Raw genomic sequence first — 13,289 nt, 5'->3', positions numbered from 1 at the left:
GCCGTCCACCGGGCAGCGTCCAGCCTGGGACCCATGGTGGATGAAAGGCCGTTATCCCGTTACGCAGGGGCTGCCGCTGGTGGGCTGAAGCCCACCCTACGAGCTGGGTCGCGGAGGCGTTCTTACTTGGAAAAAACGCCCCCGCATCTGGGGAAATTCCCCACTAGCGGGGGCGTTTTGCGTCGGCCTGGAGGCGCTTGTAATGCCTCAGGACGCTGGGGACATAGCGCTGGGTTTCCGGGTAGGGAGGAATGGCGCGGTTGTAGGCGAGCACCGCGCCGGGACCCGCGTTGTAGGCCGCCAGGGCCAGGGAGAGGTCGTTGCCGAACAGCTTCATCATGCGCTTGAGGTAGCGCGCGCCACCCCGGACATTCGCCGTCGGGTCGAATACGTCGTGCACGCCCAGGTCCCGCGCGGTGCCGGGCATCAGCTGCATCAGGCCAGCGGCGCCCTTGGGTGAAACAGCCGTGGGGTCGTAGTTGGATTCGGTCGTGATCACCGCGTGCAGCAGCTCCGCCGGCAGGTCGTATTCGAAGGCCGCCTGGGCCACGATCAGTGAATAGCGCGGCGCCTTGAGCGGCCCCTTGCGTACCGGTTTGACCACGCTCGGCGCCTTGGCCTGCACAGGCCTCTCGCGGGCCACGCGAACCAGTTTGCGGTCGGTTCGGTGGATGTTGGTGAGCATTATGGCGCCATTGGCGGAGACCACCTGGTAGATATCGGCACGGGCCTCGACAGCGGTGGTCGCAAAGATGCTGAACAGCACCAGGGCGGGCACTTTCATCGTTTTTCTCCCCTGTGAGGGCCAATCCCCTTCGGGTTGTACGGTGCTGTACCGTCAGCAAAGCACGTGCCGGATAATCCGACCGGCGATGTGTCGCCCCCCTCGCCCGCTCGTCGTGCACAGCTCTTGCATAGCCGTCTGCAGTGACCTGCAGCGGAGGCTCCCATGAAGACGCATCGTCGACCCGAACAGGGTTTCACCCTCCTTGAACTCCTGGTGGTGCTGGTGGTGCTCGGCTTGTTGGCCGGCATTGTGGCGCCCAAGTATTTCAATCAGTTGGGCCGCTCCGAAACCAAGGTGGCCCGTGCACAGATCGAGGGGCTGGTGAAGGCCCTGGATATCTACCGTCTTGAGGTGGGGCGCTATCCCAGCACCGAGCAGGGCCTGACGGCGCTGGTCAGCGCGCCCTCGGATGAACCGCGCTGGGCCGGCCCCTATTTGCAGAAGGAAGTCCCCGAGGACCCCTGGGGTCGCGCCTATGTCTACCGCTCCCCCGGCGAGAACGGCGATTTCGAGCTGCTCACCCTGGGCAAGGATGGCCAACCCGGCGGCGACGGCGAGAACGCCGAAGTCACCAGTTGGCAGTGACCGTCATGCGCTTTCAGATCAAGGCGGTCCGCGCCCAGGCCGGGGTGGTTGCGCTGGTGGTGGAGGCGGCGAGCCAGGATGACGCCCGCCGCCAGGCCGAAGCCCAAGGGCTGCGGGTGCTCGCCCTGCAGCCCGAGCGTGGCTGGTCGTTGCGTGGCTGGCGTCGGCGCGAAGGCTTCCCGCTGCTGCTGTTCAGTCAGGAGCTGACCACGCTGCTGAATGCCGGGCTGGCACTGATCGATGCCCTGGAAAGCCTGGCCGAGAAAGAGGCCGACCCGCAGGCGCGCAAGGTGCTGGGTGGCCTGGTGCGCCTGCTCTACGAGGGCAAATCGCTGTCCCAGGCGCTGGCGCAATTCCCCGCGATATTCCCCGCGCTCTACGTGGCGTTGGTGCAGTCCAGCGAGAAGACCGGCGCGGTGGGCGATGCCCTGGGCCGCTACGTGGCCTACCGCACGCGGATGGACGAGGTGCGGCAGAAGATCATCAGCGCGTCGGTCTACCCGGCGCTGCTGTTCATGGTCGGCTGCGGGGTGTTGCTGTTCCTGGTGGGCTACGTGGTGCCGCGTTTTAGCCTGGTGTTCGAGGGGTTGGGTTCGAACCTGCCCTGGTTGTCCCGCGTGCTGCTGCACAGCGGGCTGTTCCTGCATTCGCACCAGACGGAAGTCTTCGGCTGTGCCGCGCTGACGCTGGTGGCACTGGTCCTGCTGCTGCGCCAGGAGAGCGTGCGGCGTGCGCTGGGACGCCAGGTCGAACGCTTGCCGACGATTCGCGAGCGCATCCGGATCTATGAGCTGGCGCGCTTCTACCGGTCCCTGGGCATCCTGCTGCAGGGCGGGATTACCATCCTCACCGCCATCGCCATGGTCCGTGGGCTGCTCGGTGCCGCCTCACGCCCGAGACTGGACCAGGCCGCCACGCGAATCCGCGAAGGCCAGGCGCTCTCCCGCGCGCTGGAGGAACATGGGCTGGCGACGCCGGTGTCGCTGCGCATGCTCAGGGCCGGTGAACAGTCCGGCAACCTTGGCGAAATGATGGAGCGCACGGCCGACTTCCATGACGAGGAAACCAGCCGCTGGATCGAATGGTTCGTGCGCCTGTTCGAGCCGCTGCTGATGACCTTCATCGGCCTGATCATCGGGGTGATTGTGATCCTGATGTACATCCCGATCTTCGAGCTGGCGTCGAGCATTCAGTGAGGGGCATCCCCTCTCCCCCGTCGCGGCTACGCGACGCCGTTTCAGGCATGACCATAGGCAAGCCAGGCAAGGCCACTCATGGCCATGGCCACGGCGAAGCTGAGGGTCTGGTGTTCCAGCAAGAGTTCGAGCGAGAGCATGGGGCAGTCCTCGTGTCCGGTTGGTGATCCACAGCCCGGACACTAATCCCGCCCGACCTCGTCGGTCGATCTGTCAACTTTTCGCCCTGTAAAGAAAAAGCGCAGGTCGATGCCTGCGCTTGTTTCGATCCGGCGACGTCACGCGCCTTTCTTGGCCTGCTTCAGAGGTTCGTCGGAGCTTGCCGCGGGACGGCGGCGGTCGGAGAGCACCCAGGCGCCGTCGTAGAGTTTCAGCGGGAAATTCACCTCGCCGCCACGGCGACGATCCATCTGGGCTGGCTGCTCGGCCGACGACTCGCGCAGGGCGCCGCCAGGCAGGCCGTGGAGCACGACGTTGCCCAGCTCATGCAGGGGGAAGGGTTTGAGGAGGATGATGTCGATGTTGCGCTCGATGGCGCGGTTGCACACTTCGATGCTGGGGTGCGCGGTCATCAACACCGCTTCGCAGCTGTGCAGCGTGCGCATGGCATCGAACACGTCGAAGCCGGTCATGTCCGGCAAACGATAGTCGAGCACCAGCAGGTCAGGCTTGAAGTTCTCCACGACCTCCAGAGCGATGGCACCACTGGCGGCGGTTCGCACTTCACAACCAAGCATTTCCAGGTAGGTCTGGAAGTTCCCGGCGAGGATTTCTTCGTCGTCGACTATCAGTACTTTCTTCGACACTGCGGCTGCTCCCCTGTCAGGAGATCGGACGGCGGCCAGGCTGACCGCTGATTGCATCCCTGCACGTTCCGAGCCAAGGCTGCATCGACCCGACCGGGTCGATGATTCGTAGAGTCTAGATTGGCCAGGAAGTTTCACCAGAACTCATTCCCCCGACCTTGGTCGGCGGATGCCCCGGAATCGGGGCCTGCTCAATGATGCTGGCGGTCGGGTCGCTCCAGGCCCAACTTGTCGATGCGGTAGCGCAGCATGTCGCGGGTCAGGCCGAGCATCCGGGCGGATTTGGAAATGTTCCAGTCGGTCTTGCCGAGCACCTTGACCACAAGGTCGCGCTCGGCGTCGGACAGGCTCAGGTTTTCGTCTTCCAGCCCCAGCGGTTCTCCCATCATCGACGGCAGGGCCGCCTCGGTGACACCGGCACCGGCCAGCAGGCCGCGGCAGATGGTCAGTTGCTCGGGGCTGATGACATTGCTTGGCGCCAGCAGCACGGTCTGTTCCAGCATGTTGCGCAGCTCACGCACGTTACCGGGCCAGCTATAGCCCTTGAGCACTGACTTGGCTTCCGGGCTGAAGCGCAGCCCCGGCTTGCCGTAGCGCTTGCCGTGCTGGGCGACGAAGTGTTCCGCCAGGGTGAGGATATCGTCGCCACGGGCACGCAGCGGCGGCACCTTGATGGTGATGATGCGCAGGCGGAAGAACAGGTCGCGGCGGAACTTGCCCTCCTGGACCATCTGTTCGAGGTTGCAGTTGGTTGCGCTGATGATGCGCAGGTTGACCTTGCGTTCGCGCACCGAGCCCAGACGACGGATGGTGCGGTCTTCCAGCAGCTTGAGCAGCTTGGCCTGGAGCAGCAGGTCGATCTCGCCCACCTCGTCAAGGAACAGGGTGCCGCCATCGGCCGCTTCCACCAGGCCCACGCGGCGATCCTTGGCGTCGGTGAAGGCGCCCTTCTCGTGGCCGAACAGTTCGGCCTCCAGCAGGTGCGAGGGAATCGACGCGCAGTTGAACTCGACGAAGGGCCCCTTGCTGCGCGCGCCGTCGAAGTGCAGGGCGCGGGCCACCAGTTCCTTGCCCGTCCCGGTCTCGCCCTCGATCAACACCACCGGCAGGTCTTCACCGGCCATTCGCTCTTCGGCACCCAGCACCTGGCGGACCATGTCCTTCATGACGCGCATGGGTCCGGAGTCGCCGATCAGGCCGGTGAGCCCGGAATCCTGGGCTTCACGTTGCTGGTAAAAGGACAATCGCTGCTCCTGTCGCCTCGCTTCCAGCACCTTGTCCACTACCAGCTTGAGCTCGGCGAGGGCCACCGGTTTGGTCAGGTAGTCGCTGGCGCCGGCCTTCATGGCTTCCACCGCGCCCTGCACATTGCCGTGGCCGGTGATCATGATGACCTTCAGTTGCTCGTCCAGTGCGCGGGCGCGGCTGATGAGGTCGCACCCGCTCATGCCCGGCAGGCAGTAGTCGGTCAGCACCAGGTCAGGATGCTGCGCCTCGATGACCGCCAGGGCTTCCTCGGCCGAACTGCAGACGATGACGTCGAACTGGCGTCGCTGCAGGTAGGTGCAGAAGTTATCAGCCAGGATCTCGTCGTCTTCGACAATCAGGATGCTGTTGCCCATTTTTGTTATCCCCCTGCCGTGGCCCTGAAGGTCAGGTGCACATTGGTACCGGCGTTCTCCCGGCTTTCGATGCTGACTGCTCCACCAAATCGCTCGACTATCTTGCGCACCAGCACCAGGCCGACGCCCAGGCCACCGCGCTTGGTGGTGTGAAAGGGTTTGAAGGCCATGTCCAGCATGGCCGGCGACATGCCGCCACCGGTGTCGCTGATGGTCAAGTTAAGCAGATGGCGACGCGCATCCGGCTCCAGGCTGACCACCAGGCGACCGCCGCGCGGCATGGCTTCGATGGCATTGGAAAGCACGCTGCCCAGCAGTTGCTGCAGGAGCACCGGATGACTGACCACCTTGGGTGCCTCCCGGGTCTGCCAGTCGACCTCAATGCCGGCGTGGCGAATCTGCGGTTCGTAGGCGGCCAGGGTCTCTTCCAGGGCAATGGTGAGGTCCACCGGCTCCTGGTCACCGGAGAGCGGGCGGGCGGACAGCAGCAGCTCGCGGACCCACTTCGACATACGATCCACCTGGGTGATGATGTCGCCCAGGTTCTTGTGCAGCGGCCCCGGGTCCACTTCCAGCGCCAGCTCGGCACTGGAGCGGATAGACGCCAACGGGTTGCGCAGACTGTGGGCGACGGCGGTGGACATCTCGCCGAGCAGCGCCAGGGTTTCGTTTTCCACCAGTTGCCGCTGCTGGTCGTCCACCAGGCGCGAGGCATGGCGCACGAACCAGAACAGGCTCAGGTAGATGATCGCACCGCCCAGCGCCGTGGCGATCCAGAGCAGGACGAAGCCGCGATTCATGCGGGCGATCAGGTCCACCGGCTCCTTGTAGATCTCGATGACCGAGAGCACTTCGCCGCGGCTGTCCTGCAGCGGGATGAAGCTTTCCAGGTAAAGGCTGTGGGGCACCCGCATGAAGTAGCTTTCCGCCGGGCAGGCGTCGGGGCCGTGATGCTCGGTGGTCACCGTATCGCGACTCCGTACCGCTTCGTTCAGCTTGGACTGCTCCAGCGACCGCCCACCCACCAGTTTCGGGTTGGTCGACCAGATCACCACGCCATCGGGCGCGTAGACATTGGCCAGCAGCACGTCGGGCAGGCGCACGATGTGATCGAAGAACTCCTCGTGAGACTTCGCCAACTGTTCGTGGGAAACACCGAGGCGCGCACCATCGACACGCTTGTCGAGGAACTCGCCCAGGGTCAGGCCCGGGGAGAAGTTGCCATGGATGACTTCGACGTCGGCGATGGACTTGATGAACTGGGCGCTGAGCATGGCATCGCGGTCGATGCTTTCGCGCATGAGGAAGCGGGTCGCCGCCAGGCCGAGCAGGATGGCGACCACCAGGATGATCACCAGGCTCACCAGGGAAAACCAGCGGAACAGATTGAAGGGCTTTTTCGCCAGCGCCATCTTCATCGACTCCTCCCCTTGTGTGACCGTCGGTTCGCTCGCAAGGCGAGCGTCAAAAAAAGCGTCCGGCCGGGTCGGCAATTCCAGCTCCGACCCCGGTATTTATAGCGCAGGCCCCATCGCCCGCAGCGCTGCCGTTCAGCGGTCACCAACAGGTAGAACGGTAATTTCCCCAGTTCCCCACCCACTTTCCCCCCAGTTCTGGGGGCCCAGTCCCCAACCGCGGGCGGACGCTTCCCCGGTCTTTGAAGCGGCACTTCCCATGGCACCCGCGACGCAGAGCGCGCGGTGCAGGATGGTATGAAAATTGCGCCCTCCAGCCTCCACGAAAACACCGAACACAGGCGCCGGACGGACGGCGAAGTTCATCGACTGGAAGGGTGATACCTCGACGAGGTCCCGCGGATCTGGCACCCGCCGCCCCCGCCGGCCCAGGACGATGAGCACCGCTACGCCCGGTTCAATCCCACGCAACCGGCTGCCCGATCCCCCGAGCATTGGAAGCCCCCTTCCGTACCGCTGCCCCGCAACTTCCCAGACGCCCCCACGGATACCGCATCGGAGCGCAGTGCGTCCCTGTCCATCGGACTGCATACAACCAGGCATCGACGGGCTGGCTCCGACGCCGCCCCAAATCAAGGCAAAACTGCCCGCACGGTCAGCTTTTCCTCCCCAGAGTTGTGCATCTGGTCAGCTTCCAGCAGTCGGGAAACGCCCGTGAAATTCGCGTAACCGCTTGAAAAACGGCGCTTTCCCTCGATAATCGCGCGCCCCGCCGCTTGCCCTTGGCATCTTGGCGCCTTTCTTGCTCTCCCCGGCAGGCCTGACCAAACAGACAAGTTCTACGCAGATAGACACAGCTTAAGACCACTGGAGCCAACACCCGATGAACCGCACCCTTTCCACCCTGATGCTCGCCGGCGGCCTGCTGGCGGCCGGCAACGCCCTGGCCGACGGCCCCCTGCTGTGGCAGGACAACAGCCTGTCCTACCTGTACGGCAAGAATTTCGAGATCAACCCGGAAATCCAGCAGACCTTCACCTTCGAGCACGCCAGCGGCTGGACCTGGGGCGACCTGTTCGTCTTCGTCGACCAGATCAACTACAACGGCGAGGAAGACACCAACGCCGGCAAGAACACCTACTACGGCGAATTCTCCCCGCGCCTGTCCTTCGGCAAGGTGTTCGACCAGAAACTGGAATTCGGCCCCATCAGCGACGTGCTGCTGGCCACCACCTACGAGCGTGGCGAGAACCGCAACCAGAACTACCTGATCGGCCCGGGCTTCGACCTCAAACTCCCCGGCTTCGATTACTTCCAACTGAACTTCTACTACCGCAAGCCCGACGGCATCACCAACAACCCGTCCGGCCAGTGGCAGGTCACCCCGGTGTGGTCCTACACCATTCCAGTGGGCAATTCGGACGTCGTGATCGACGGCTTCATGGACTGGGTGTGGAACAACAAGGACGCCACCTCCGACCGTCCGAACGACCTGCATGCCAACCTGCACTTCAACCCGCAGATCAAGTACGACCTGGGCAAGGCCATGGGCTGGAGCGCGGTGAAGCACTTCTATGTCGGTATCGAGTACGACTACTGGAAGAACAAGTACGCCATCGACGACAGCAGCTTCCTCGGCGACGAGATCCTCGGCGGCACCAACCAGAACACCTTCAGCCTGCTGGCCAAGGTGCATTTCTGATGACCGCGGGGCCCGTCGCAATGACGGGCCCCTCTGTCTTGCGCCTTCCCGAAGGCGGGTGGAGAATGCGCGGCAGTCTCAGCCTGCAGTCAGACAAGGAATCGCCTATGGCCAGTGACAGCGCTACAGTTTCGCCACGCAGCCGGGGCGAAAAACTGGTCACCGGCGGCTGGATCGCCATCGCCATTGCCATCCCCATCAGTTGCATCCTCTCCAACGCAACCTTCAACTTCTCCGCCAGCCTCGCCGCGCTGTCCCTGATCGCCCTATGCGCGGCCTTCGCTTGCTGGCCGAAGCTATTCATCGCCCCCATGCTCAACTTCCGCGCCCTCTGCGACAGCGTGCCCCGCGGCAGCCAGATCGCCATGAGCCTGTTCGTCGGCCTGACCGTACTGCGCGGCTTCGTCGAGCTGGCGGCCTGAGTCTCCGGAATCCTGTGGGGGCGAATTCATTCGCCAAGGGCGGCGCAGCTGTTGCGAGAGATTTGCCATCGGGCCAAGAACTCCTACGGGCAATGCAGACAGAGCCCATGAAAAAGCCCCGCACGTGGCGGGGCTCTTTCAGACCTCGGACCCTCAGGCCGCGACAGGCTCCAGGGGTTCACGACGGCTGCGCACGAACTGCGGCAGCAGCGAACCCAGCAGCATGCCCAGGGCACTGAACAGCAGGCCGGCCAGTTGCGGCGGCCAGAAGTCGGTCTCCGCATAGGTGGCTTCCAGGTACATCCAGGACAGCAGGCCGAACGCGATGGCCAGCAGGGCACCCTGGGTGGTGGCGCGCTTCCAGAACAGGCCAGTGAACAGCGGAACCACGGCGGCGACCAGGGTCACCTTGTAGGCGTTACCGACCATCTCGTAGATGCTCGCGTCGGAATACAAGGCAAAGACCGAGGTAGCCGCGGTCATCACCACCACACTGATACGCATGGCCAGCAGGAACTGGCGGTCGGTCATGTCGGGGATGAAGCGCTTGAGGACGTTCTCGGTGAAAGTCACCGACGGCGCCAGCAGGGTGCCCGAGGCGGTGGACATGATCGCCGACAGCAGTGCGCCGAAGAACATGATCTGGGCGAACAGCGGGGTACGCTCCATGATCAGGTGCGGCAGGATCATCTGCGAGTCTTCGGCCAGCCACTTCTGCACCATGGCCGGGTCGATCATCGAAGCGGCGTAGGTGAGGAAGATCGGCAGCATGCAGAAGCTGAGGTAGAACACGGCACCTGTCATGGACGCGCGGGCAGCGATGTTCTCGGTCTTGGCCGACATCACACGGGCGTACACGTCCTGCTGCGGAATGGAGCCGAACATCATGGTCACCGCGGCAGCGATGAACGCGACGATGTCCCGTGGCTCGAAGCTGTGCATGAAGGTGAACTTGCCTTCGGACGCCGCATGGCTGATCACCACGTCGGCACCACCGGCCATGTCACCGATCAGCCAGGTCAGGTACACCAGGCCGACGACGATGATGATCATCTGCATGAAGTCGGTCAGCGCCACCGACCACATGCCGCCGAACAGGGTGTAGAGCAACACGATGGCGGTGCCGATCAGCATGCCCTGGGTGGTGGTGATGGAACCGTCGGACAGCACGTTGAACACCACGCCGAGCGCGGTCAACTGAGCGGCCACCCAGCCCAGGTAGGAACCGATGATGACCAGGCTGGTAATCAGCTCGACGTTCGGACCGAAGCGCTTCCTGAAGAAGTCGCCGATGGTCAGCAGGTTCATTCGGTAGAGCGGACGGGCGAAGACCAGGCCCACCAGCATCAGGCATCCAAACGAACCAAAGGGGTCTTCGACAATCCCGGCGAAGCCTTCCTCGATGAAGGTCGCAGGAATGCCCAGCACGGCTTCCGAGCCGAACCAGGTGGCGAACACCATCGCCGCGACCAAGGGGAAGGACATGCTCCGGCCGCCGGCCGCGAAGTCCTTGGAGTTTTTGACACGAGTGGAGGCGTAGAAACCGACACCAACTGTGATCAGCAGGTATACCGCAACAAACCAGATCAGCATTTGTTCTTGTTCCAGAGGCACGCCCGTCGGGGCCGGGAATCTGAGGGGCAGGCGCCTCGGCTGACGGAGTTTTTGTTATTGACGGCGGGGCCCGGCACGGAGCGAACCGAGCGGTTACCACGGAGGCGAAGTCTGCCAAAGACGTAAAATATGTCAAACAAATACAGCGCGCATGAGCAAAAAAATCGACAGAACGCTTCTGACCATAGCAACAACACCTGACCCAATACGCTGATTTTCAGGTCTTTTTAACGACGCCTTGCATTCCATCAGTCTTTTATTTTTTACAGGCCCCGTTGATTAAGAAAGACACCAAGCTACCGTTCGTCGCCAGTTAAACGGCATCTGCTAGCATCCAGACGTCATCGTCATGGAGCCGACCCGCATGTATGCGCTGAACCCGCAGCAGACCGAGGCCTACCTGCGCCATCTGGACACCCCCGCACCGCAGGACGCCGATCTCGCCAGCCTCGACCGACTGATCGCCGCCCACCAGCAGCGGGTGGCCTTCGAGAACGTCGACGTACTGCTCGACCGCCCCATCCACATCGACGCCGACGCCGTGTTCGCCAAAGTGGTGGAACGCCAGCGCGGCGGCTACTGCTACGAGCTGAACAACCTCTTCGCCCGCCTGCTGCTCGCCCTCGGCTATCACGTCGAAATGCTGGGTGGCCGGGTGCGTTGGGGCCTGCCACTCGACGCGCCACAGACCATGCTTTCCCACCTGATGCTGCGCGTGCAGCTCCCGGAAGGCCCACACCTGGCGGACGTCGGCTTCGGCTCCGCCACCCCTTGGCGCGCCGTTCCCCTCGAAGGCCCGATACCCGCCGACCTCCCCTATCGCCTGCGTCCGCAGAATGACGGTACCGGCGAGGTGCAACTGGAAAACTTCCGCGCCGAAACCGGCTGGGCGGCCTGCTACCGCTTCGGCCCGGAAGTGCATGCCTGGGTCGATTGCATCCCACGCAACTGGTACACCTCCACCCACCCCAACAGCGTGTTCCGCCAGATGCTGATGACCGCACGCAGCCAAGGCGAATGGCGCCTGACTCTGGCCAACGGCACCTTCAACAAGCGCCACCGCGATGGGCGCGTGGAAAGTCGCACGATCGAGGACGCCAGCGAACTGGTCGAGGTGCTCCGGAATGACTTCCTGCTGAACCTTGCAGAAGACGAGATCGAGCCACTGCGTCAACGCCTCGAAGGCTTGCTCAAAGCCTGACGTAGGGTGGATGGCGCTCTTCCATCCACCCTCGAAGCCATGGCGGACCGCCAATGGTGGACCGGTGAAGCGTGGTCCACCCTACAGGTAGCTCCAGTTACGAGGACATGCCGATGTCCACCGCCGCCCATCTCCGTGACCTGAACGAACAGGGTTTCACCCTGCTTCCAGGCGTGCTCGACGCCCCCGCCATCGCCACCCTGCGCCAGCTAATGGACCAGCTTCAGCCCATCCACTGGGACTACATCGGCCTGGTGGACGACCATTTCAAATGCGTGTTCAACCGGGGGCCGGAATGGCTGCCCTACCTCGACCTGCCCCGCGTGATCGACCTGGCTGAAGCGTCACTGGGCGAGGATTGCCACGTGATCGGCCTGACCGCCTGGCGCTGCCACCCCGGCTTTGTCGGTGCCGAGCTGCACCTGGACCACCTGGTGATGGAGCTGCCGGAAAGCCTCCTGGCCGACCCGGCTTTCCAGTTGCCGATGCAGGTGCTCACCGCTCACCTGTACCTGGACGATATCGACGCCGACCTCTGCCCCACCCTGGTCATCCCCGGCAGCCACCGCGCCGGGCGCAAGCCCCAGCCGGGCGAAAGCAGCTGGCGCGGCAAAACGGCTGATGCCGTGCTGTGCCGGGCAGGCGATGCGCTGGTGTTCCGCAGTGAGCTCTGGCACGCCGGCAGCCGCAACCGCACCACGGACCGCAGTCGCTACCTGCTGCAGGTGCACTACGGACGGCGCATGGTGGCGCAGAAGTTTTCGCCTTACCTGGACTTTCGCTTCAACCCCGACGTGCTCGCCGCCTGCACCCCACGCCAGCGCCGCCTGCTGGGCGACCACGAAGCGGCCGAATACGACTGACGACGAAAAACCAAGCAAGTGCTTCCAGCCCCTGCCCCATGGGCAATCCACGCATTTATCCCAAAGATATCCACAGAACCGCCCACAGTTTCTGTGAGCATCCCGTGCCGACATGCCACGCGCAGGGGGGCGACGAACTCGTTTGCTGGACAGATCACAGGCCTGCCTGTTGCAACCCCATGAAAACCCGGCCCACACGCCTGTACAAAAACCGACCAATCACTTGCATGCCACTATTTTCGGGCGCTTCAGGCACCCATCCCAAAGCTATCCACAGCTTGCCCCACAGATTCCGTGGGTATCCGCAACGAGCGCCCGGTAGTCTCGGTTGCACCCTTCGTGAGCATGAAACGAACAACCCGCCCTAAGCCTTCTGGCGCAGGCCATGGCGCAATCCATCCAGAAGATATCCACAGCCTGCTCCACAGAAAATGTGGGCACGCCCGCACCGGCCTGATCTTTACTCAAGGCAGGACCCCGAGCAGGAAGCCTTCCATGCGCCCCACCCGCCTCGCCGCCTTGTTACTGTCGCTGCTGCTGGCAGGTTGCGCCGGTTTCGGCACACGCGACCCGTTGCAGGTCGACCTCGCCGGCATGGAACCCATCCCCGGCGAAGGCCTGGAAATGCGCTTCAACCTCAAGCTGCGGGTACAGAACCCCAATGAAAGCGCCATCCGCTACAGCGGCGTGGCCCTGGAACTGGACCTGAACGACCTGCCCCTGGCCAGCGGCGTCAGCAGCCAGGGCGGCACGGTGGCAGGCTTTGGTGAAACGCTCATCGAAGTGCCAGTAACCATCTCGGCCTTCTCGGTGCTGCGCCAGGCTTGGGGCCTCACCGGCGTCAGCCCGGTCCAGAACGTCCCCTATGCCCTGCGCGGCAAACTGGGCGGCGGCTTCTGGGGCACCCGGCGCTTCACCGATGCCGGCGTGCTGAGGATTCCCGAGCCCATGGATACGCCGTGAGCCGCGGCCGGCGAACTATCGCTGCAGGAACAGCAACAGCCGATTCGCCACGGAAGATTCAGACAGGTAAAGAGCTCGATGCATCGTGCTTACGCAAACGCATAAGCGGCAAA

At 63.7% G+C, this 13,289-nt stretch carries 12 protein-coding genes; 7 read left to right on the top strand and 5 right to left on the bottom strand.

Features of this window, described 5'->3' with window-relative positions; translation table 11 throughout:
• Positions 1 to 163: 163 nt before the first annotated feature.
• A complete protein-coding gene (locus G559_RS0124935) occupies positions 164 to 784 on the bottom strand; it encodes a lytic transglycosylase domain-containing protein (RefSeq protein ID WP_036997857.1) in 621 nt (206 codons plus the stop codon).
• A 165-nt stretch (positions 785 to 949) separates the two neighbouring features.
• Here G559_RS0124935 and gspG point away from each other — a divergent pair, with 165 nt between their 5' ends.
• Together gspG and G559_RS0124925 are read left to right on the top strand one after the other, a co-directional pair.
• On the top strand, positions 950 to 1,372 hold the full coding sequence (gene gspG, locus G559_RS0124930; protein WP_028630832.1) for a type II secretion system major pseudopilin GspG: 423 nt from the start codon (positions 950 to 952) through the stop codon (positions 1,370 to 1,372).
• A gap of 5 nt (positions 1,373 to 1,377) precedes the next feature.
• Positions 1,378 to 2,568 (top strand): type II secretion system F family protein, encoded by a 1,191-nt coding sequence (locus G559_RS0124925; RefSeq protein ID WP_028630831.1) that lies wholly within the window; start codon positions 1,378 to 1,380, stop codon positions 2,566 to 2,568.
• A 278-nt stretch (positions 2,569 to 2,846) separates the two neighbouring features.
• Here G559_RS0124925 and G559_RS0124915 read toward each other — a convergent pair whose 3' ends face one another.
• The 3 genes from G559_RS0124915 to G559_RS29340 all read right to left on the bottom strand — a co-directional run bounded on the left by G559_RS0124915 (position 2,847) and on the right by G559_RS29340 (position 6,414).
• Positions 2,847 to 3,374: a response regulator gene (locus G559_RS0124915; protein ID WP_028630830.1), complete on the bottom strand. Its 528-nt coding sequence runs from the start codon at positions 3,372 to 3,374 to the stop codon at positions 2,847 to 2,849.
• A 191-nt stretch (positions 3,375 to 3,565) separates the two neighbouring features.
• Positions 3,566 to 4,996 carry a sigma-54-dependent transcriptional regulator gene (locus G559_RS0124910; protein ID WP_028630829.1) on the bottom strand — a complete coding sequence of 477 codons (1,431 nt, stop codon included), beginning with the start codon at positions 4,994 to 4,996 and terminating at the stop codon, positions 3,566 to 3,568.
• A 5-nt stretch (positions 4,997 to 5,001) separates the two neighbouring features.
• Positions 5,002 to 6,414: an ATP-binding protein gene (locus G559_RS29340; protein ID WP_036997854.1), complete on the bottom strand. Its 1,413-nt coding sequence runs from the start codon at positions 6,412 to 6,414 to the stop codon at positions 5,002 to 5,004.
• Positions 6,415 to 7,294: 880 nt separating this feature from the next.
• Between G559_RS29340 and G559_RS0124900 the strand changes: the two genes are divergently transcribed.
• Together G559_RS0124900 and G559_RS0124895 are read left to right on the top strand one after the other, a co-directional pair.
• The gene (locus tag G559_RS0124900) at positions 7,295 to 8,113 is read left to right on the top strand and encodes an outer membrane protein OmpK (RefSeq protein WP_028630828.1); all 819 of its coding nucleotides are present in this window, start codon (positions 7,295 to 7,297) and stop codon (positions 8,111 to 8,113) included.
• A 107-nt stretch (positions 8,114 to 8,220) separates the two neighbouring features.
• Complete coding sequence (locus G559_RS0124895; RefSeq protein ID WP_028630827.1) at positions 8,221 to 8,535, top strand: hypothetical protein; 315 nt, start codon at positions 8,221 to 8,223, stop codon at positions 8,533 to 8,535.
• A gap of 153 nt (positions 8,536 to 8,688) precedes the next feature.
• Here the strand turns inward: G559_RS0124895 and G559_RS0124890 are convergent, their stop codons facing one another.
• The gene (locus G559_RS0124890) at positions 8,689 to 10,128 is read right to left on the bottom strand and encodes a sodium:solute symporter family protein (protein WP_028630826.1); all 1,440 of its coding nucleotides are present in this window, start codon (positions 10,126 to 10,128) and stop codon (positions 8,689 to 8,691) included.
• Between the two features lie 385 nt (positions 10,129 to 10,513).
• Between G559_RS0124890 and G559_RS0124885 the strand changes: the two genes are divergently transcribed.
• From G559_RS0124885 to G559_RS0124875, 3 genes are all read left to right on the top strand, one after another.
• A complete protein-coding gene (locus G559_RS0124885; protein ID WP_028630825.1) occupies positions 10,514 to 11,350 on the top strand; it encodes an arylamine N-acetyltransferase family protein in 837 nt (278 codons plus the stop codon).
• A 113-nt stretch (positions 11,351 to 11,463) separates the two neighbouring features.
• Positions 11,464 to 12,213 (top strand): phytanoyl-CoA dioxygenase family protein, encoded by a 750-nt coding sequence (locus tag G559_RS0124880; protein WP_211228807.1) that lies wholly within the window; start codon positions 11,464 to 11,466, stop codon positions 12,211 to 12,213.
• Between the two features lie 495 nt (positions 12,214 to 12,708).
• Positions 12,709 to 13,176: an LEA type 2 family protein gene (locus G559_RS0124875; protein WP_028630823.1), complete on the top strand. Its 468-nt coding sequence runs from the start codon at positions 12,709 to 12,711 to the stop codon at positions 13,174 to 13,176.
• Positions 13,177 to 13,289: the final 113 nt, after the last annotated feature.

The organism is Metapseudomonas resinovorans DSM 21078, from assembly GCF_000423545.1.
Classification (GTDB): domain Bacteria; phylum Pseudomonadota; class Gammaproteobacteria; order Pseudomonadales; family Pseudomonadaceae; genus Metapseudomonas; species Metapseudomonas resinovorans.
Note: the sequence above shows the minus strand (reverse complement) of the source record. Positions and strands in the feature narration are given on the sequence as shown.